Below are 19,655 nucleotides of genomic sequence, written 5' to 3'. Positions count from 1 at the left end.
AGCTTGTGACAATTATTGCCAGTTTACCTGTCAGAGAATTGGTGCTCCAGTCCAAAAAATCGTTACAATTGCCGCAATGATCAGTACCCGGAACTCAAATGAGGTTTTATGCGTACCATTTTGAATATCCTGAATTTTGTCCTCGGTGGTTTTGCCACGACACTGGGCTGGCTGGTGGCAACTGTTGTTAGCGTGCTGTTAATCGTGACCCTTCCGCTCACGCGTTCATGCTGGGAGATCACCAAGCTCTCCCTGATTCCGTGGGGAAATGAGGCGGTTCATGTCGATGAACTCTCTCCAGACGGTAAGAATGGTCTGCTGAACGCGGGGGGAACCTTACTGAATGTTGTCTGGTTTATCCTGTTTGGCTGGTGGCTTTGCTTGATGCATATCATTGCTGGCGTGACTCAATGCCTGACAATTATTGGCATCCCGGTTGGTGTGGCGAATTTTAAAATCGCCGCTATCGCGTTATGGCCGGTAGGGCGTCGTGTTGTTTCCGTTGAAACGGCACGGGCTGCACGTGAAGCCAACGCGCGTCGTCGTTTTCAGTAATCGGATCCCCTCTTATGTTGAGCCCCTTGCTTCGCCGTTACACATGGAACAGCGCCTGGCTGTATAACGTCAGGATCTTTATCGCCCTTTGCGGCACCGCCGCGTTACCGTGGCACCTTGGCGAAGTTAAACTGACCATTCCATTAACTCTTGGCGTGGTTGCCGCGGCGCTGGCCGACCTCGATGACCGCCTTACCGGGCGGTTAAAAAACCTGGTCATCACGCTGGTCTCCTTTTTTATCGCTTCGGCATCGGTGGAGTTGCTATTCCCCTGGCCATGGCTATTCGCGCTTGGCCTGGTAAGCTCAACTATCGGCTTTATCTTGCTGGGTGGGTTAGGTCAACGATATGCCACTATTGCCTTTGGTGCGCTGCTGATTGCTGTTTACACCATGCTGGGCGTCTCGCTTTTCGAGCACTGGTACCAGCAACCCTTGCTGTTGCTGGCTGGCGCCGTGTGGTTCAACCTACTGACGCTGGTCGGGCATCTGGTTTTCCCCGTTCGCGCACTACAGGACAATCTGGCGCGGTGCTATGAGCAGCTTGCCCACTATCTGGAGTTGAAATCACGCCTTTTCGACCCTGATATTGAGGAACCCAGTCAGGCACCTTTATATGAACTCGCCTTATCAAATAGCCAACTGGTCACTACGCTTAATCAGACGAAGGGCACAATGCTCACGCGTTTACGAGGCGATCGTGGACAGCGAAGCACGCGCCAGGCGCTGCATTACTACTTTGCGGCACAAGATATCCATGAACGCGCGAGCTCATCGCACATTCAGTATCAAACCCTGCGCGAGCATTTTCGCTATAGCGACGTTATGTTCCGCTTTCAACGCCTCCTTTCGATGCAATCTCAGGCCTGCGCACAGCTCTCCCGCGCTATTTTGCTACGTGAACCCTATCAGCATGACAGCCGTTTTGAACGGGTATTCCTTCACCTTGACGCCGCGCTGGCGCGGATAAAAAGCAGCGGGGAAACCACTCCCGAGCATGTCAAAGCGCTCGGGTTTTTACTGGATAATCTACGCGCCATCGACGCACAACTGGCAGCGATTGAATCAGGACAGCCTCATCCTCAGGCGCATGGCGAGACGGAAAATCAGCTCGCCGACGACAGCCTGAACGGCTTAAACGACGTCTGGTTACGCCTGCGCCAAAACCTGACACCCGAATCTGCCCTGTTTCGCCATGCGGTGCGGATGTCCGTCGTGCTCTGTATCGGCTACGCCTTTATCCATCTGACCGGTTTACAACATGGCTACTGGATCCTGTTAACCAGCCTGTTCGTTTGCCAGCCGAACTACAATGCGACGCGCCATCGTCTGAGCTTGCGCGTCATCGGCACGCTGGTTGGCGTGGCGATAGGTTTGCCGGTGCTCTATTTTGTTCCTTCGCAAGAGGGGCAGTTGCTGCTGATTGTTATTACCGGCGTGCTCTTTTTCTCATTCCGCACGGTGCAATATGCCCATGCCACAATGTTCATCTCGCTGCTGGTATTACTCTGTTTCAACCTGCTCGGCGAAGGATTCGAAGTGGCTATCCCGCGCATCATTGATACGTTAATTGGCTGCGCTATCGCCTGGGCGGCAGTGAGTTTTATTTGGCCGGACTGGCGCTTCAGAAACCTTGCGAGCGTCACGGAGAAGGCGTTTAATGCCAACTGCCGTTATCTTGACGCGATCCTCGAGCAGTATCATCAGGGGCGCGATAACCGGCTGGCCTATCGCATCGCCAGGCGTAACGCTTACAACCGCGATGCTGAACTGGCTTCGGTCGTGTCGAATATGTCTTCAGAACCTGGCACCTCACCTGAACTACGTGAAGTGGCGTTCAGATTGCTTTGCCTTAATCAGACCTTTATAAGCTACATTTCTGCGCTGGGAGCTCATCGCGAGCAATTAACCCAACCTGAAGCGTTGCGTCTACTGGATGACGCGGTGTGTTATGTAGATGATGCCCTCCATCATTCGCCTGCCGATCAGGGGCGGGTGCAGGATGCGCTTGCTGATTTATCGCAGCGCATCAAGCAACTGGATCCGCGCCCTGACAGCAAAGAGCCGCTGGTATTACAACAGGTTGGCCTGTTGATAGCGTTATTGCCGGAGGTTTCTCGTTTAAAAAACCAAATAGTTTAGAGAGGGTTAGCTCCTTTATTCATCACATCATTAGACCACTCAAGCAGCGCCTGCCGTCGACTTGCCGGAAGCGCTGCTTCATGAATGCCGACAATGGCCCCTTCCAGTGCAAATAACACTTTTACACTGAGCTGTTTGTTCATTTTCCGAAGTCGGAGCCAGCAAACTTTTGCACCAAGTAGCCGCAGGATTTGCGCATCTTTGATGCCGGCCTGCTGCAATTGAAACTCGAGTTGACTGGAGATATTGGGTAGATCGCGCAGACGAAAAAGTTTTTCGCGCTGCGCTTTCTCCCGTTTTGCCGCATCAAGCGCAAGCGTAGAAAGCTTCAGCAGCAAGCCGCGGTCACCCCATACACTATCGCTGACATAAAAATAATTTAACGATATCTGACGCCCCCGCTTGTTGAGACTTAAAAGTGGTGCACGCCGGACTACATCATACTGTGCGCTTTCATCACAGGCGCGTAAGTAAAGTTCCCCCTCGGCTATCATCGCAAAAACGATGTTATCCACTGCAAGGCTATAACCACCAAAGTGGGCGCGATGGCTAATTTGACCGAGTGAAGTGAGATATTCGCGCGATTGATATATCCGTTGATAAGATAAGTCTTCCATGATTTTTCCTTTATAAATCACCTGGTAATGCGTTTTTCCGTAAGCGGATCCAGTAATCAGGAACATAGGCAACTGTGCGCGCGACGGCAAGCAAATTTTGTATTGAGCCGCATTCACAAAACAAAAATGCGAGATGCTTTCAGAAATTGAGGTTGATCTTTAAACACTGTACGGGTACTGTATGTTTATACAGTAACTCAGAGGGCTGGATTGCTTATGCACACTTCAGGCTATGCAAATCGTTCTAAAACATCCGCTTCCGCGATTAATACATTGAACCAGAGCGAATCGACTACTCTCGCTACCGGGCTGATTAGCGAAGTGGTTTACCATGAAGACCAGCCCATGATGACTCAGTTATTACTGCTGCCATTGCTGCAGCAGCTTGGTCAGCAGTCACGCTGGCAGCTGTGGTTAACACCGCAACAGAAATTAAGCCGTGAATGGGTTCAATCTGCGGGCTTGCCGTTGACTAAAGTGATGCAGATTAATCAACTCTCTCCCGGGGTCACGCTGGACTCCATGATCCGCGCGTTACGTACCGGTAATTTCAGCGTTGTCATCGGCTGGCATACTGAGGAGTTGACGGAAGATGAGCATCGCCGCCTGGCATCGGCAGCCGAAGAGGGCAATGCGATTGGCTTTGTTATGCGTCCAATTCGTCGCAATCCCCTCGCTGCGAGACAGCTTTCCGGGATAAAAATTCACTCAAATTTGTATCATTGAGTAAATTTAGGACTTTTCCTGGGATTATTTTTCGCCTCGGCCAGCATCCCCTATTTATTAGCTAAATAGAGCCGCAAAGCTTGTGCGGCGTGGTTTGCCACTCATCAATGATGAACGATATTTGAGCACAAATGTTAAATTTTGTGTACACAAAGCCTTTTTTTTCATATGCCTGACGGACTTCACACTTGTAAGTTTCCAACTACGTTGTAGACTTTACATCGCCAGGGGTGCTCGGCATAAGCCAAAGATATCGGTAAAGATATCTGCAGAGTTGTCAGTGAGCAATGCCCCCGGTGAAGGATTTAACCGTGACTTCTCGACGAGATTTCCATGGCGATTTTTGGATGATAACGAGGCGCAAAAAATGAAAAAGACAGCTATCGCGATTGCAGTGGCACTGGCTGGCTTCGCTACCGTAGCGCAGGCCGCTCCGAAAGATAACACCTGGTACACCGGTGCTAAACTGGGCTGGTCTCAGTTCCACGATGTTGGTAACAACCAGATCCCTAACAATGGCCCGACTCACGAGAGCCAGTTAGGCGCTGGTGCGTTCGGTGGTTATCAGGTTAACCCGTACGTTGGCTTTGAAATGGGCTATGACTGGCTGGGTCGCATGCCGTACAAAGGCAGCGATGTAAACGGCGCATTCAAAGCTCAGGGCGTTCAGCTGACCGCTAAACTGGGTTACCCGATTGCTGATGACGTTGATCTGTACACCCGTCTGGGTGGTATGGTTTGGCGTGCAGACGCTAAAAACAACCAGGGCTTCAAAGATCACGATACCGGCGTTTCTCCGGTCTTCGCTGGTGGTGTTGAGTGGGCAGTTACCCGTGATATCGCTACCCGTCTGGAATACCAATGGACCAACAACATTGGTGACGCGAACACCGTTGGTGGTCGTCCGGACAACGGTCTGCTGAGCCTGGGTGTTTCTTACCGTTTCGGTCAGCAGGAAGATTCCGCACCGGTAGTTGCTCCGACTCCGGCTCCGGCTCCGGAAGTACAGACCAAGCACTTCACTCTGAAGTCTGACGTTCTGTTCACTTTCAACAAAGCAACCCTGAAACCGGAAGGTCAGCAGGCACTGGATCAGCTGTACAGCCAGCTGAGCAACCTGGATCCGAAAGACGGTTCCGTAGTGGTTCTGGGCTTCACCGACCGCATCGGTTCTGACTCTTACAACCAGGGTCTGTCTGAGAAACGTGCTCAGTCCGTTGTTGATTACCTGGTTTCTAAAGGTATCCCGGCTAACAAAATCTCCGCACGTGGCATGGGTGAATCCAACCCGGTTACCGGCAACACCTGTGACAACGTGAAAGCACGCGCTGCTCTGATCGATTGCCTGGGTCCGGATCGTCGCGTTGAGATCGAAGTTAAAGGTATCAAAGACGTTGTAACTCAGCCGCAGGCTTAAGTTCTCCGTCAGAAAAAACCCCGCCATTGTGCGGGGTTTTTTATTATGTAGCGGCTGGATATGGGAAGAGTCAGGAAGCCCGGTGACTACTCTTTTCCGAGCAGCGCCTGCAGGTCGTGCTTTATGGTCGACATTTTCGAGGCATACTTCTCTTTATGCTCTGCATCCTCAATCAACTGGACAATCGTTTCGGAAAGCGTCTTCCCGCGGCGCTGTGCCAGCCCCGCCAGTCGTTGCCAGACAACAAACTCCAGGTCGATTGATTTTTTACGCGTATGCTGATGCTCGGCATTGAAATGCCGCTTACGACGCGCACGAATAGTCTGCTTCATGCGGTTGATCAACGCCGGATTAATATGCTGCTCTATCCAGGCGTTAACGCGCACGGGCTCATTTTCGAGGGTCAATAAATTATCGACGGCCTCTTTAGCCGCGCTGGCTTCCACATAGCGGGTGATTAACTCCCCTTCACGGTGCTTTTTAACCAGATACTTCCATTTCCAGCCGCTTTCGAGATTTTCCAGTTGTTGATATTTCATTTCTCTCTCAACGTAACCGCGTAACTGAGTCCAGAATATCAGTTTTTTAAGACTCTGCTCAGAAGAAATCACCAGGAAGAGTCGATCTGCCGGGTCAGGCTGGCTGAAAGTTGTAATCATTGTGTGATGCGCCAGCGTTTACGGTATAATCCCGCCTTTTACAGCTAACTAAAAAAACGACTTTGACCACTACAAAACTTGAATGGAACGACCTGGTTCCTGATACAGATAGCTATCAGGACGTGTTTGAATCGTCCGCATTAGCGAGCGAAACGGACTTCTCACTGGCCGATACTCAGCCCCGATTGCACTATGCGCTTGAGCAGTTGCTCTACCCGCGCGCAACATCGCGCTTTTTACTGACAAAAGCGCCAGAAGAAGCCGAATATCTCACGCTTATTGGTGAAACGCTCACCTCGCTTCTGCCTGCCACGCACACCCCTTTAGGCGGGCAGTACGATATTAACGGCTCAACTGTGCGTTTCGAACCCACTACTAATCCCGCGAGTAATTTCGTCGGTAAGCAACCTGTTGTGGTTGCCGACTGGGTTGAAGCCGAGCAGCTTTTCGGCTGTCTGCGTCAGTTTAATCAAGAGATCACCCTCCAGCCAGGCCTGGTTCATCAGGCAAACGGCGGCGTATTGCTGATTTCGTTGCGTGCTCTTTTAGCCCAGCCACTCCTCTGGATGCGCCTGAAAACCATGGTTACGCAGCGCCGTTTCGACTGGGTGTCATTTGACGAGTCGCGCCCGCTACCGGTGTCGGTGCCGTCAATGCCGCTGGATCTGAAAGTGGTGCTGGTCGGCGAGCGCGACTCGCTGGCAGAGTTCCAGGAGATGGAGCCGGAACTCGCTGCCCAGGCGATTTACAGCGAATACGAAGAGACCTTGCAGGTTACAGATAGCGACACGCTGCGCGTATGGCGTCAGTGGGTGGAACAAACGGCCAGCGCCGCACAGTTACCGACGCCGGCAGCGGATGCCTGGGCCACGTTAATTCGTGAAGCCGTGCGTTATACCGGCGATCAAGAAACATTACCGCTCTGCCCTTTGTGGCTCTCGCGCCAACTGCGCGAGGTTGCGGCATTAACGGCTGACGACACCTTTGATAACGATGCCCTGACCTCGATGCTTGCTCAGCGTGAGTGGCGAGAGGGTTTCCTTGCCGAGCGGATGCAGGATGAGATCCTGCTCGAGCAAATCCTTATCGAAACCGAAGGTGAACGTATCGGCCAGGTTAATGCCCTTTCAGTAATTGAATTCCCGGGCCATCCGCGCGCGTTTGGCGAACCCTCGCGCATCAGCTGCGTTGTGCATATCGGTGACGGTGAATTCAATGATATTGAGCGCAAAGCAGAACTCGGCGGGAACATCCATGCGAAAGGGATGATGATCATGCAGGCGTTTCTGATCTCAGAGCTGGATCTTGAGCAACAGATCCCGTTTTCGGCGTCGCTCACCTTTGAGCAGTCCTACAGTGAAGTAGATGGCGACAGCGCTTCAATGGCTGAGCTCTGCGCACTTATCAGTGCGCTGGCAGAGGTGCCGGTTAATCAACGCCTTGCTATCACCGGCTCTGTCGATCAGTTCGGTCGTTGCCAGCCCGTTGGCGGTTTAAATGAAAAGATTGAAGGCTTTTTCGCCATCTGCCAGCAGCGTGAACTGACCGGCGAGCAAGGGGTCATCATCCCTTCAGCGAATGTGCGGCATTTATGTTTACGCCAGGAGCTGCTGGATGCCATTGAGGCGAAGCAATTTTCCATCTGGGCAGTGGATGATGTGACAGATGCGCTACCCTTATTGATGGGTCTGGCATGGGACGCTGAAGGGCAAACCAACCTCAAGCAAATCATTCTCGAACGCATCGCGCAGGCAACCCAACAAGAGGCTCGCCATCGCTTTCCCTGGCCGTTACGCTGGCTAAACTAGTTCACTGTTAACTGATCGGACTTGTTCAGCGTACACGTGTTAGCTATCCTGCGTGCGAAATTACAAATAAGGCTTATTAAGAACATGGTAGATAAACGCGAATCCTATACAAAAGAAGATCTTCTTGCCTCTGGTCGCGGCGAACTGTTTGGCGAAAAAGGCCCGCAATTACCGGCTCCGAATATGCTGATGATGGACCGTGTGGTCAAAATGTCTGAGACCGGCGGTAACTTCGATAAAGGCTACGTAGAAGCTGAACTGGATATCAATCCGGACCTGTGGTTCTTTGGTTGCCACTTTATCGGCGATCCGGTTATGCCGGGCTGCCTCGGTCTTGATGCTATGTGGCAGCTGGTTGGTTTCTACCTGGGCTGGCTGGGCGGTGAAGGCAAAGGTCGTGCGCTTGGCGTAGGTGAAGTGAAATTTACCGGTCAGGTTCTGCCAACAGCGAAAAAAGTCACCTACCGCATCCATTTCAAACGCATCGTAAACCGTCGTTTGATCATGGGTCTGGCTGATGGTGAAGTGCTGGTTGACGATCGTCTTATCTACACAGCATCCGATCTGAAAGTCGGTCTGTTCCAGGATACCTCTGCTTTCTGATAGCAGCGCTACCCTGCCAAAACGCGAAACCTCCGCATTGCGGAGGTTTCTTTTTCTAAAGAGACAGAATCAGGCAGTCACTGCCCTGTCCTCCATGGCCTGTCGCCAGCCTCCAAGCCACTCGGACCTTTGATTCAGGGTTTGGTACGGACACATCTCTTTAGAGCGTCCCGTAATACCAGCCTGATAACCACGTTGATGTGCCCGTTCCAGGCGATCGCGTTTTTGTCTCTTCATGCCTCGTTTCCCTCATTCTTTTATCTGGTGGAAAAGAAAACAGTGGTCACTTAATGTGCAACCACAGGTCACAAATACCCTGAATGGACCGCGTCGTCAATGCGCAAAATTCACGCCAGTGTCATAAATGTGACCTGGACAAAACTTCATTTGTACAACAAACGCACGTTTCCCTGACTAAGTTTCTGAGCTCAAAAACAAAAAAAGCCGCAACAGGTGAAGTCCCGTTGCGGCTCGTTTGATCATTAAATCTACTTATGGCAGACGATTCAGCTCCGCGGCGATACTGGCGGCTTCCTGCTGCCAGCCCTGAGCCAGCGTTTTCACCATCGCATCGTAACCATCTTCTTGCTGTTTAAGCTCGATGTGGAAAGGTCGCTTAATCAAACTGCCCTGATGCTTGAGCAGCCATTCGCCGCTAACAATAACGCGCCCGTCATAGCGGCCGTGAAAACCGGTTACCGTCACATTCAGCGTATCCTGCTCGCTACCCAGCGGCTGCGATGCCACAACCCAGCCGGGTAAGGCGTTGCCCAGATTCGCCACCAGCGTATTACGTAACTGCTGATCGAGCGGGCTGGCCCAGAGGTTGTTATTGGCAATAACGTATTGAACATCGCTGGTTTGATACACCACGCCATTTCCCGCCAGGTAATCCGGCACAGAGACCTGCTCAACCCAGAGCTGGCGGTTACCCTGGGTTTGCCCGGTCATCGACTGCGTCGTGGTTACCGACGGCGAAGGTAGCTGGTAGTAACTTTTGTTATCGCCGCCGCTGCTGCAGGCGGCTAATAACAGGACAAGCATCGCCAGTGCGCTCTTTCTCATTGTTTCGCCCTCTTCGGCTGCGGATCGTCTTTCCCTTTCGCTTCGAATACCAGCGCATTGCTCTTATCGTTCAGCGTCTTCAGCACCGGCTGAAGCTCCCGTAACACCTGATCCAGACGCTGCATATCCGCCACCATCTTGTTGTAGGCGGCCGATCCCGGCTGGAAGCCCTGCATACTGCGATTAAGCTCGCGCAGCGTGGACTGCATGTCCGCCGGAAGCTGCTGCATCGACTGGCTGGCAGTCAATTTATTCAGGTTATCCAGCGTCGTTTGCAGACGTTTAAGAGTTTGCTGGCTCTCCGTCAGCGTGTTTGTTGCCTGCTGAATCATCGGATTGAGCGGCAGGTTGTTAATCTTATCCAGCGTATCCATCAGGCGCTGCTGGATCTGCGCCAGGCCGCCACTCATCGTTGGAATGATGGGGTAGCCCTCAAACTCAGTAAACTCTTTCATCGGCGGCGCGTTGTTGTAGAAGTCGAGATCGACATACAACGCGCCGGTGACGATATTACCGGTCTTCAGGGAAGCGCGCAGGCCACGATTAAGCAGCTCTTTCATATGCGCGGTCATATCCGCATCCTGTCCCAGCTGATTCGCCAGCCGCTCAGGCTCAATGCGGATCAGAACCGGAATGCGGTAATCATCGTTCAGTGCCTGGCGCATGCCCGGGTTAAAGAACGGCACCTTGCTCACGGTTCCGAGACGAATACCGCGGAACTCCACCGGCGCACCCGGCTGCAGGCCGCGAATCGAATCCTTAAAGAACATGAGATAGTCGACATGGTCGGTATAGAGCGAATCCTGAATACTGCGCTGATCGTCATAGAGTTTGAAGGCGCTCTTCTCGGCCACCGGCTGTCCTAAGTCCAGCCCATCCGGGATATCAAAACTAACGCCGCCGCCAAACAGCGTCGCCAGCGATCCCATTTCGACACGCATGCCGGCAGAGGTGAGATCGACGGCGATACCGCTATCTTTCCAGAAACGGACATTGCTGGTCACCAGCCGATCGTTCGGCGCATTGATAAAGAGCTGGTAGGTCATGGTCCGTTTTTGCGTATCAAAGTTACTGGTTTCAACCGAACCTACACGATAGCCACGGAAAAGCACCGGATCGCCGGGTGAGAGCTGTCCCGCCTTGTTGCTGTCGAGGATCACGCGGATGCCTTTAGCATCCGGCGGCGCCAGCGGAGGGGCATCCAGCAAGGTATATTGATCGGGCACGCTGCCTTTAGCACCCGGCTGAAGTTCAATATAGGCACCCGAAAGCAGCGTTCCGAGGCCGCTGACTCCTTCCCGACCGACCTGCGGTTTTACCACCCAGAATACTGAGTCGTTATGCAGCAGTTTTTCCATGCCGGAGTTGAGCCGTGCTTTGATCTCCACATGGGTTAAATCATCGGTCAGCGTTGTACTCTCTACGACGCCGACATCCACGCTGCGGCTCTTGATCGTCGTTTTCCCGCCGACAATGCCCTCAGCATTAGTGGTGATCAGCGTCACTTCCGGACCCTGATGGCTGTAGTGATAAAAGAGGATCCAGGCGCCAATCAGCGCGGTCACGATCGGGAAAATCCAGACCGGTGACCAGTTCCTTACTTTTTGCACCTGGGCTTCGCCCTGTTTATTCTCCATGCTCTGACAACTCCTCATGGTGCGTTTGTGGCTCCCGATCCCAACTGAGACGCGGGTCGAAAGTCATCGCCGCAAACATCGTGATAATAACGACCAGCGCAAACATTAGCGCACCCATTGCAGGATAGATATTCATCAGCCCGCCAATGCGAACTAACGCAGATAGCACTGCAATAACAAAGACATCAATCATTGACCAGCGGCCGACAAACTCGACCACTTCATAAATAAAATGCATCCGTTCGCTGTCACGTCTGCCATAACCCTTCGCATCAATACAGAGCCAGGCAATACCGATCATTTTCAGCGTCGGCACCATAATGCTGGCAATAAAAATCACCAGCGCCACGGGATAGGAGCCTTCGCTCCATAACAACACCACCCCCGCCAGTATGGTCGATGGCGTCGGATCGCCCAGCAGATCCGTTATCATGATCGGCAAAATATTAGCAGGCAGATAGAGCATGATCGCCGTGACAAGCAGCGCCAGCGTCCACTGAATGCTGTGGCGTCGCCGGGCATAACCACGCGTATGGCAGCGCGGACAAACCGGATTATCCATCGGCACGATTGCCGTACAGCAGGGACACGAGCGCAGCCCCTGACGGATGCCGGTGATGCCCACACGCAGAGGTTGTTCAAGTACAGGCGCAGGCGCGATGTCATCCCACAGCCAGTGGCGATCGACGCACTGAAACGCGCGCAGTTGCAGCAGGCAGAAGAGGCACCAGGGAATAAAGCTGCTGCCGATGCCGATATCGCCATATGCCATCAGTTTAACGAAGCTCACCAGCACGCCGGCAAGAAAAATCTCCGCCATGCCCCAGCTTTTTAACTGAAACAGCACCCGCGCCAGCGCGATTTTAAGGCGAAAATCCATCCGCACTCGGTTTACCAGCAGCAGGATAGTAATAAGGCAGAAGGCAGGCACCAGCTGGACGAAAAGCAGAAAGAGCGTGCCGAGGCTGGCGTAATCTTCTGAGAACATGACGCTTGGGATCTCAAGCAGCGTCACCTCGCTACTAATGCCCGCCACCTGCATATTGACGAAGGGGAAAAGATTGGAGAGCAGCAGCATAAACAGAGCGACGAGGGCGTACGCCGTCGGGCGCTGCCGCGGCTCCTGCCATTCGGTCGTCAGAGTTGTGCCGCAGCGCGGGCACGCCGCCCGGTGTCCATGTTGCAGCGTCGGTAACGCCACCAGCATGTCACATTGCGAGCAGAGAATGTGGCGCGTGCCATGGTGGTGGTGTTCACACATACCGCTTTCCTCTATGCGCCGTTTTTCAGCGCCTCCAGATACTCCCAGCGTTCAAACGCCGCTTCCAGTGCCTGCTCGGCTGACGCCATGTCAGCGAGGACTTTTTGCGTATGATCGTGCGGCTGGCTGAAGAAACTCGCATCGGCCACCTGCGCCTGCAAGGTTTCCAGCTCGGCTTCCAGCTGTTCCAGCTTTTGCGGCAGCTGTTCCAGCTCACGCTGCAGGTTATAGCTTAGTTTGCTGGCGCTGCGTTTAACAGTTTCTGCTTTGGCGGCAGGCGCCTCGGCACTTTTCTGCACCGCAGAGTGTTTAAACGCCTGCGAAGCAGCCTGCTGGCCGCGCGCATCATGATAGCCGCCAACATACTGACCAATGCGCCCTTCCCCTTCGAAGATCCAGCATTCGGTCACCGTGTTGTCAACAAACTGACGGTCGTGGCTCACCAGCAGAACCGTGCCCTGGTAGCTATCAATCAGCTCCTCCAGCAGTTCGAGGGTCTCCACGTCCAGGTCGTTGGTCGGTTCATCGAGAATCAGCAAGTTGCTGGGTTTCAGGAACAGACGCGCCAGTAACAGGCGGTTACGCTCCCCGCCTGACAGCGCGCGCACTGGCGTCATTGCCCGCTTCGGATGGAACAGGAAGTCCTGCAGATAGCCAAGGATATGGCGCGGCTTGCCGTTGACCATCACTTCCTGCTTACCTTCCGCCAGGTTATCCATTACGGTTCTGTCGGGATCAAGCTCAGCACGATGCTGGTCGAAATAGGCCACTTCAAGCTTGGTACCAATGTGAACGCGGCCGCTATCGGCTTTCAACTGTTCAAGCATCAGCTTCAGCAGGGTCGTTTTACCGCAGCCGTTGGGGCCAATCAGCGCAATTTTATCGCCGCGCTGCACCTGGGTGGAGAAGTCACGCACCAGCGCTTTACCATCGATGCCGTAATTAACATGCTCCAGTTCGAAGACGATCTTGCCGGAGCGGGATGCCTCCTCGACCTGCATTTTTGCGCTGCCCATCACCTCACGGCGCTCGCTGCGCTCGCGGCGCATCGCTTTCAGTGCGCGCACGCGCCCTTCGTTACGGGTACGACGCGCTTTAATGCCCTGACGGATCCACACCTCTTCCTGCGCCAGCTTGCGATCGAACTCAGCGTTTTGCAGATCCTCTACGCGCAGCGCTTCCTCTTTCTCCAGCAGATACTGGTCGTAATTGCCCGGATAAGAGACCAGCTTGCCGCGATCGAGATCGACAATGCGCGTCGCCATATTGCGGATAAACGAACGGTCATGGGAAATAAAGATAATGGTGCCGCCGAAAGACTTCAGGAACCCTTCCAGCCAGTCGATGGTTTCGATATCGAGGTGGTTGGTTGGCTCATCCAGCAGCAGCACGCGCGGCCCGCTGACCAGCGCGCGCCCCAGCGCCGCTTTACGCAACCAGCCGCCGGAGAGCGCCGAGAGCGACATATCAGCCGTCAGGCCGAGCTGCGCCAGCACTTCATTAATACGGTTTTCCAGCTGCCACAGACCGTGGTGATCCAGCATCTCCTGCACGCGCGCCAGCTCAGCGAGGTTTCTGTCGCTCGGATCGGTCATCACCAGGTGAGAGACCTCGTGATAACGCTTGAGATACTCTGCCTGCTCTTCGATACCTTCGGCAACGAAATCGTAGACGCTGCCGCTGACATTGCGCGGCGGATCCTGCTGCAAACGTGCAACAACTAAATCCTGTTCATAAACAATGCGACCATCATCGAGATTCACTTCCCGGTTGAGGATCTTCATCAGCGTCGATTTGCCTGCGCCGTTACGGCCCACCAGACAGACGCGCTCATTCTCTTCGATATGCAGTTCCGCATTATCGAGAAGCGGTGCGTCGCTGAATGAGAGCCACGCGCCGTGCATACTAATTAATGACATCTATTTATCCTCTCAGGCTGCGGTAATCAGCCAGCAGTTGTGGATTTGACGATTGCGGGCAAAATCCTGCGACTGCGTTTTTTGGGTAATTTCTTGTGCTTTAAGCCCCAGCTTCGCCAGCCCGTCGAGATCCATACGGAAACCGCGTTTGTTATTGGAGAACATAATGGTGCCCCCTTTACGCATCAGGCGCTTCAGGTCTTCCAGCAGGCGCATATGATCGCGCTGCACATCGAAAGACTCTTCCATACGCTTAGAGTTGGAGAAGGTTGGCGGATCGATAAAGATAAGATCGAACTGCTCATCGGTCTCCTGCAGCCAGCCGAGGCAATCGGCCTGGATCAGGCGATGCGCGCGACCGCTCAAGCCATTCAGGCGCAGGTTACGCTCCGCCCACTCGAGATAGGTGCGGGACATATCGACGGTGGTGGTCGAGCGCGCGCCGCCCAGACCCGCATGAACGCTGGCGCTGCCGGTGTAAGCGAAGAGGTTAAGGAAATCTTTGCCTTTGCTCATCTGGCCCAGCATGCGGCGGGCAATACGGTGATCGAGGAACAAGCCGGTATCCAGATAATCCGTCAGGTTGACCCACAGGCGCGCGTTATATTCGCTCACCTCGATAAAGTCGCCCTTCTCATTCATCTTCTGGTACTGATTATTGCCCTTCTGGCGCTCACGAGTTTTCAGCACCAGCTTGTTAGGCGCAATGCCGAGCACGTGAATGGTGGCGGCAATAATATCGAACAGGCGTTGACGCGCTTTTTGTGCATCGATGGTTTTCGGCGCGGCGTACTCCTGCACCACTACCCAGTCGGCATAGCGGTCGACGGCAACGTTGTAGTCCGGCAGATCGGCATCATACAGGCGATAACACTCAATCCCCTCCTGACGCGCCCACTTCTCCAGCTTCTTAACGTTTTTACGCAGGCGGTTAGCGTAATCTTCCGCCATCGCTGGCGCTTTCGCTTCGCCGGTGTTTTCCGCCAGATGGTAGTTTTTCTGTACGCAGTCGAGCGGGCCATTTTTGGCTTTGAACTGACGATCGGCGCGCAGCTGCAGGCAGTTGAGCAGATCGACCGAGGCGCTAAACAGCGACAGGTTCCAGCCGCCAAACTGCGCCTTCAGCAGACGGCCCAGCAGGCTGTGCAGGGCAATCAGCGCCGGTTCGCTCTCCAGACGCTCGCCGTAAGGCGGGTTACTGATAACCGTGCCATACGGGCCTTGCGGCATCGGGTTGCTGAGCTGCGCGACATCTTTGGCTTCAAAGGTGATCAGCTCGCCAATTCCGGCACGACGGGCGTTTTTACGGGCATTCTCAATGACACGGGCATCGCTGTCGGAGCCATAAAAACGGGACTCATACGCTGCCAGCCCCTCGCGTGCGCGGTTTTGCGCATCGGCTTTCACTTCACCCCAGATGGCATCGTCATGCTGCGCCCAGCCGCTAAAACCCCAGTGACCGCGGTGCAGGCCGGGGGCGCGATCGGTTGCCGCCATGGCAGCTTCAATCAGCAGCGTACCGGAGCCGCACATCGGATCGAGCAGCGGCGTGCCCGGCTGCCAGCCGGAGCGCATCACAATGGCTGCGGCCAGGTTCTCTTTGATCGGCGCGATGCCGGTACGATCGCGGTAGCCGCGCAGGTGCAGGCCCTCGCCGCTCAGATCGAGCGAGATATGCGCCGTTTCCTGGTTCAGCCAAACGTTAATGCGCAGATCCGGCATTTCACGTTCGACGTTCGGGCGCGGCAGGTTTTTGCGCGTAAAGCTGTCGACGATCGCATCTTTCACTTTCAGCGCGCCGTACTGGCTGTTACGGATCTCATCGTTCAGCCCGCTGAAGTGCACGGCAAAGGTCGCGCCCGGGTTGAAAATCTCTGTCCAGTTGATCGCCTGCACGCCGAGATAGAGATCAAGGTCGCTGTAAACCTTGCACTCTCCCAGCGGCATCATAATGCGCGAGGCCAGGCGGCTCCACATCAGGCTTTGGTACAGGAGCCGCGTGTCGCCTTCAAAATGGACACCACCCTGAACCACGCGGCACTCCATAGCACCGAGTTTTTCAAGTTCAGTTTTTAACAGCTCTTCCAGCCCACGGGCCGTACTGGCAAACAGAGAAATCATAATGTCACTTACACTCTACGAAAATTGTTGCGCATTATAGCTAATCTCGCCCTCATGTCATAAAGTTGAGGGCTTATTTTCGTCTAACAGGGAGGAAGACGTGCCTACGCTTTCACGTCTTTATATCCATCCGGTGAAATCCATGCGCGGTATTGGCCTGACGCATGCCCTCGCCGATGCCAGCGGCCTCGCGTTTGACCGGGTTTTTATGGTCACGCAACCTGATGGCACCTTTATTACCGCGCGTCAGTTTCCGCAGATGGTGCGTTTTCTGCCCTCGCCTTTAACGGATGGCCTGCATCTGACCGCGCCCGACGGCAGTAGTGCGGTGATCCGCTTTGCCGATTTTTCCCCCGACGCCGCACCTACCGAGGTGTGGGGCAACCACTTTACGGCGCTGATTGCCCCTGCGGCCATCAACCAGTGGCTGAGCGGCTTTTTCGACCGCGAGGTGCAGCTACGCTGGGTGGGCACAAATCCGACCCGCCGCGTTAAGCGCCACGAAGAGGTCCCCCTCTCCTTTGCCGATGGCTTTCCCTATCTGTTAACCAATGAAGCCTCGTTGCGCGATCTGCAACAACATTGCCCTGCCAGCGTACAGATGGAGCAGTTTCGCCCCAACCTGGTGGTGACCGGGGCGCAGGCGTGGGAGGAGGATAGCTGGAAAGTGGTGCGCATTGGCGACGTGGTGTTTGACGTGGTTAAACCGTGCAGCCGCTGCATCTTCACCACCGTCAGCCCCGAGCGCGGCCAGAAACACCCTGCCGGCGAGCCGCTCGCCACGCTGCAAAAGTTCCGCACGGCGCAGGATAATGGCGACGTCGACTTCGGTCAGAATTTAATTGCCCGCAACAGCGGCGTAATTCGCACCGGCGATGAGGTTGCGGTACTGGCCACCAGCCCGGCGAAAGTATATGGCGCGGGGGCGGTAGTTGAATCACTTGAACCGGAGGCGCAACCCGCAGGCACGGTGGATATTGAGTGGCAGGGTCAGACCTTTCGCGGTAATAACCAGCAGGTGCTGCTGGAGCAGCTGGAAAACCAGGGGATCCGCGTGCCCTACTCGTGTCGCGCAGGCATCTGTGGCTGTTGCCGGATACGTTTAGTGGAAGGGGAAGTGAGTGCGCTGAAACAGTCAGCGCTGGGTGAGGATGGCACTATCCTCAGTTGCAGCTGCGTACCGAAAACGTCGCTACGGCTGGAACCTTAAACCGCCTGCTCGAAAGCGAGGCTCGCGGCATTAAGCTGCGGCTTCAGGCGATCGTTCATAATTTTTATCGCATCGCCCAGCTGCATCGTGCGCCCGGCAATCACCACGCCGGGCTGCGCCAGCAGGCAGAGCGTCGCGTTCTCTCCCGGCTCTACCACCAGCAAATTCACGCACTCTTGCGTATCGCTTAACCAGACGCAGGCACCGTCGCCAGTGGCGGGCGTCCACGGGGAGTTGTGGCTCAAAAAGTGCCAGCTTTTCGGCATTTGCGGTTTAAGAAAGCGGATTGCCACCAGCGCATTGAGCACCAGCTCGGCGCGTTGCTCATTAGATAATTCTAAATCGCGGCATTTTTCATCGAAGGAGAAATAAAGCGCAGCGTCATCAACACAAAAACCAGACGGGGAAAACGCATCAGGCGTCAGCATTTTACGGGCGAATCGGGAGCGAAATAACATACCATTGGCTAAATCGAGCATCATACGATCGTGCTCTTCATCAAAATACCAGCGCCAATTATCGTCAGGTTTAATTCGCATTGTTTCCCCCTTTCCCCCTAAACATCCTGTTGTTTTTTCATCCGTTGTGCCGCCTCGCTTATTAACTTAATAATTGAAGACTGAAATGTTTAAATTAGCAACAGTGACGGAATATAAAACAACCAGGGCCGGAAATAAAGCCCTGGTTGCGCAGGAGGGGAAAAAGATCAGAGGTGGGTGACGATCTCTTTTACCAGTGGTGGGCCTTTAAAAATAAAACCAGAATAAATTTGCACCAGCGAAGCGCCCGCTTCCATCTTCTCGCGTGCGGCGATCACCGAGTCAATTCCACCGACGCCAATAATCGGTAAACGCCCGGATAATTCTTGTGACAGACGTCGGATAATTTGCGTACTTTTTAATTGCAGAGGGCGTCCACTTAAACCACCGGTTTCATCATAGTGCTTCATTCCCTGAACCAATGCCCGGTCGAGGGTGGTATTGGTGGCAATAACGCCATCAATATTGTGACGAACTAAACTGTCAGCGACCTGGATTAGCTCTTCTTCAGAAAGATCGGGCGCAATTTTCACCGCCACCGGAACATATTTATGGTGGCGAGCTTGTAGATCATTCTGCTTAATTTTAATGGCGCTGAGTAAATCATCCAGCGCTTCGCCATATTGCAGCGTGCGCAATCCAGGGGTGTTTGGTGACGAGATATTGATGGCGATATAACCGGCATAGGGGTAAATTTTCTCCATGCAGATCAAGTAGTCATCTTTACCCTGTTCCACCGGCGTATCTTTATTTTTGCCAATATTAATGCCGAGCACGCCGTCAAAATGCGCCTTTTTGACATTCTCAACCAGGTTGTCGACGCCAAGATTGTTAAAGCCCATGCGGTTAATCAGCCCTTCAGCCTCCACCAGGCGGAAGATCCTCGGCTTATCATTTCCCGGTTGCGGGCGAGGCGTCACGGTGCCAATCTCAATTGAGCCAAACCCCATCGCGCCCAGCGCATCAATACACTCACCGTTTTTATCCAGACCAGCGGCCAGGCCAAGCGGATTTTTAAAGGTCAGTCCCATACACTGCACCGGTTTTGCCGGTACACGCTGGCGGACAAGCGCTTCCAGCGGCGTGCCGGTAATACGGCGCAGCTGCTGAAACGTTAATTCATGCGCGCGTTCTGGATCGAACTGGAAAAGGGCTTTACGAACGAAGGGGTAGTACATGAACTCTCCTGGATTCCCGGTGTGCAAACCGGGGGCGTATTATCAGGGAAAGCGCAGCGAAAGGGAATTGACCTGTGGCAAAAAAAGCCCATTCCGCGCAATCGTTTTCCTCTCATGCCCTCTCTTTATGCAAATTTCAGCAACTTTTCCCCGAATAAATCATTTAGGGGAATAAACCGCCTCTGTCACACTGCCTGAA

The 19,655-nt window shown here is 54.0% G+C and carries 17 protein-coding genes; 7 read left to right on the top strand and 10 right to left on the bottom strand.

Annotated features, from left to right (window positions below; genetic code table 11):
• The first annotated feature begins 108 nt into the window (after window positions 1-108).
• Together ACWPW2_RS06670 and yccS are read left to right on the top strand one after the other, a co-directional pair.
• Entirely contained in the window at window positions 109-555 is a 447-nt protein-coding gene (locus ACWPW2_RS06670; RefSeq protein ID WP_279791917.1) for a YccF domain-containing protein, read from the top strand.
• Between the two features lie 14 nt (window positions 556-569).
• On the top strand, window positions 570-2,696 hold the full coding sequence (yccS, locus tag ACWPW2_RS06665) for a YccS family putative transporter (RefSeq protein ID WP_454121973.1): 2,127 nt from the start codon (window positions 570-572) through the stop codon (window positions 2,694-2,696).
• On the opposite strand, the gene ACWPW2_RS06660 is transcribed toward yccS, so the two are convergent.
• Window positions 2,693-3,313: a TfoX/Sxy family DNA transformation protein gene (locus ACWPW2_RS06660; RefSeq protein WP_023481698.1), complete on the bottom strand. Its 621-nt coding sequence runs from the start codon at window positions 3,311-3,313 to the stop codon at window positions 2,693-2,695. The two genes, yccS and ACWPW2_RS06660, sit on opposite strands and share 4 nt — an antisense overlap.
• Before the next feature lie 216 nt (window positions 3,314-3,529).
• Between ACWPW2_RS06660 and sulA the strand changes: the two genes are divergently transcribed.
• Window positions 3,530-4,039, top strand: a complete 510-nt coding sequence (sulA, locus tag ACWPW2_RS06655; RefSeq protein ID WP_023481514.1) for an SOS-induced cell division inhibitor SulA — start codon at window positions 3,530-3,532, stop codon at window positions 4,037-4,039.
• A gap of 367 nt (window positions 4,040-4,406) precedes the next feature.
• Window positions 4,407-5,456, top strand: coding sequence for a porin OmpA (gene ompA, locus ACWPW2_RS06650; RefSeq protein ID WP_023481315.1), 1,050 nt, complete (start codon window positions 4,407-4,409; stop codon window positions 5,454-5,456).
• A gap of 86 nt (window positions 5,457-5,542) precedes the next feature.
• Here the strand turns inward: ompA and matP are convergent, their stop codons facing one another.
• Window positions 5,543-5,995, bottom strand: a complete 453-nt coding sequence (matP, locus tag ACWPW2_RS06645) for a macrodomain Ter protein MatP (RefSeq protein ID WP_023481810.1) — start codon at window positions 5,993-5,995, stop codon at window positions 5,543-5,545.
• A gap of 182 nt (window positions 5,996-6,177) precedes the next feature.
• On the opposite strand from matP, the gene ACWPW2_RS06640 reads away from it, so the two are divergent.
• Entirely contained in the window at window positions 6,178-7,923 is a 1,746-nt protein-coding gene (locus ACWPW2_RS06640; RefSeq protein WP_312119747.1) for a Lon protease family protein, read from the top strand.
• 84 nt (window positions 7,924-8,007) lie between these two features.
• Complete coding sequence (gene fabA, locus ACWPW2_RS06635) at window positions 8,008-8,526, top strand: bifunctional 3-hydroxydecanoyl-ACP dehydratase/trans-2-decenoyl-ACP isomerase (protein ID WP_023481591.1); 519 nt, start codon at window positions 8,008-8,010, stop codon at window positions 8,524-8,526.
• A 69-nt stretch (window positions 8,527-8,595) separates the two neighbouring features.
• Here fabA and rmf read toward each other — a convergent pair whose 3' ends face one another.
• The 6 genes from rmf to rlmKL form a co-directional block, all read right to left on the bottom strand.
• The gene (gene rmf, locus ACWPW2_RS06630) at window positions 8,596-8,763 is read right to left on the bottom strand and encodes a ribosome modulation factor (protein WP_023481470.1); all 168 of its coding nucleotides are present in this window, start codon (window positions 8,761-8,763) and stop codon (window positions 8,596-8,598) included.
• Between the two features lie 255 nt (window positions 8,764-9,018).
• On the bottom strand, window positions 9,019-9,591 hold the full coding sequence (gene pqiC / locus ACWPW2_RS06625; protein WP_094420316.1) for a membrane integrity-associated transporter subunit PqiC: 573 nt from the start codon (window positions 9,589-9,591) through the stop codon (window positions 9,019-9,021).
• Window positions 9,588-11,228 carry an intermembrane transport protein PqiB gene (pqiB, locus tag ACWPW2_RS06620; RefSeq protein WP_270220624.1) on the bottom strand — a complete coding sequence of 547 codons (1,641 nt, stop codon included), beginning with the start codon at window positions 11,226-11,228 and terminating at the stop codon, window positions 9,588-9,590. The genes pqiC and pqiB overlap by 4 nt, the downstream gene beginning before the upstream one ends.
• Window positions 11,218-12,489 carry a membrane integrity-associated transporter subunit PqiA gene (gene pqiA, locus ACWPW2_RS06615; protein ID WP_023481363.1) on the bottom strand — a complete coding sequence of 424 codons (1,272 nt, stop codon included), beginning with the start codon at window positions 12,487-12,489 and terminating at the stop codon, window positions 11,218-11,220. The genes pqiB and pqiA overlap by 11 nt, the downstream gene beginning before the upstream one ends.
• An 11-nt stretch (window positions 12,490-12,500) precedes the next feature.
• Complete coding sequence (locus ACWPW2_RS06610; protein ID WP_454121967.1) at window positions 12,501-14,408, bottom strand: ABC transporter ATP-binding protein; 1,908 nt, start codon at window positions 14,406-14,408, stop codon at window positions 12,501-12,503.
• Window positions 14,409-14,420: 12 nt separating this feature from the next.
• Window positions 14,421-16,529, bottom strand: coding sequence for a bifunctional 23S rRNA (guanine(2069)-N(7))-methyltransferase RlmK/23S rRNA (guanine(2445)-N(2))-methyltransferase RlmL (gene rlmKL / locus ACWPW2_RS06605; protein WP_454121965.1), 2,109 nt, complete (start codon window positions 16,527-16,529; stop codon window positions 14,421-14,423).
• 100 nt (window positions 16,530-16,629) lie between these two features.
• Between rlmKL and ACWPW2_RS06600 the strand changes: the two genes are divergently transcribed.
• Window positions 16,630-17,739, top strand: a complete 1,110-nt coding sequence (locus tag ACWPW2_RS06600) for a YcbX family protein (protein ID WP_454121963.1) — start codon at window positions 16,630-16,632, stop codon at window positions 17,737-17,739.
• Here the strand turns inward: ACWPW2_RS06600 and zapC are convergent.
• Both zapC and pyrD read right to left on the bottom strand, forming a co-directional pair.
• A complete protein-coding gene (zapC, locus tag ACWPW2_RS06595) occupies window positions 17,736-18,278 on the bottom strand; it encodes a cell division protein ZapC (protein ID WP_454121961.1) in 543 nt (180 codons plus the stop codon). The genes ACWPW2_RS06600 and zapC overlap by 4 nt on opposite strands.
• A 167-nt stretch (window positions 18,279-18,445) precedes the next feature.
• On the bottom strand, window positions 18,446-19,456 hold the full coding sequence (gene pyrD, locus ACWPW2_RS06590) for a quinone-dependent dihydroorotate dehydrogenase (protein WP_454121959.1): 1,011 nt from the start codon (window positions 19,454-19,456) through the stop codon (window positions 18,446-18,448).
• Between the last annotated feature and the right edge of the window lie 199 nt (window positions 19,457-19,655).

This window comes from Kosakonia sp. Marseille-Q7440, assembly GCF_965119485.1.
Note: the sequence above shows the minus strand (reverse complement) of the source record. Positions and strands in the feature narration are given on the sequence as shown.

Coding starts and splice junctions, on each gene's coding strand:
- ACWPW2_RS06670 (WP_279791917.1), top strand. CDS start 109: ATGCGTACCATTTTGAATATCCTGAATTTTGTCCTCGGTGGTTTTGCC.
- yccS (WP_454121973.1), top strand. CDS start 570: ATGTTGAGCCCCTTGCTTCGCCGTTACACATGGAACAGCGCCTGGCTG.
- ACWPW2_RS06660 (WP_023481698.1), bottom strand. CDS start 3,313: ATGGAAGACTTATCTTATCAACGGATATATCAATCGCGCGAATATCTC.
- sulA (WP_023481514.1), top strand. CDS start 3,530: ATGCACACTTCAGGCTATGCAAATCGTTCTAAAACATCCGCTTCCGCG.
- ompA (WP_023481315.1), top strand. CDS start 4,407: ATGAAAAAGACAGCTATCGCGATTGCAGTGGCACTGGCTGGCTTCGCT.
- matP (WP_023481810.1), bottom strand. CDS start 5,995: ATGAAATATCAACAACTGGAAAATCTCGAAAGCGGCTGGAAATGGAAG.
- fabA (WP_023481591.1), top strand. CDS start 8,008: ATGGTAGATAAACGCGAATCCTATACAAAAGAAGATCTTCTTGCCTCT.
- rmf (WP_023481470.1), bottom strand. CDS start 8,763: ATGAAGAGACAAAAACGCGATCGCCTGGAACGGGCACATCAACGTGGT.
- pqiC (WP_094420316.1), bottom strand. CDS start 9,591: ATGAGAAAGAGCGCACTGGCGATGCTTGTCCTGTTATTAGCCGCCTGC.
- pqiB (WP_270220624.1), bottom strand. CDS start 11,228: ATGGAGAATAAACAGGGCGAAGCCCAGGTGCAAAAAGTAAGGAACTGG.
- pqiA (WP_023481363.1), bottom strand. CDS start 12,489: ATGTGTGAACACCACCACCATGGCACGCGCCACATTCTCTGCTCGCAA.
- ACWPW2_RS06610 (WP_454121967.1), bottom strand. CDS start 14,408: ATGTCATTAATTAGTATGCACGGCGCGTGGCTCTCATTCAGCGACGCA.
- rlmKL (WP_454121965.1), bottom strand. CDS start 16,529: ATGATTTCTCTGTTTGCCAGTACGGCCCGTGGGCTGGAAGAGCTGTTA.
- zapC (WP_454121961.1), bottom strand. CDS start 18,278: ATGCGAATTAAACCTGACGATAATTGGCGCTGGTATTTTGATGAAGAG.
- pyrD (WP_454121959.1), bottom strand. CDS start 19,456: ATGTACTACCCCTTCGTTCGTAAAGCCCTTTTCCAGTTCGATCCAGAA.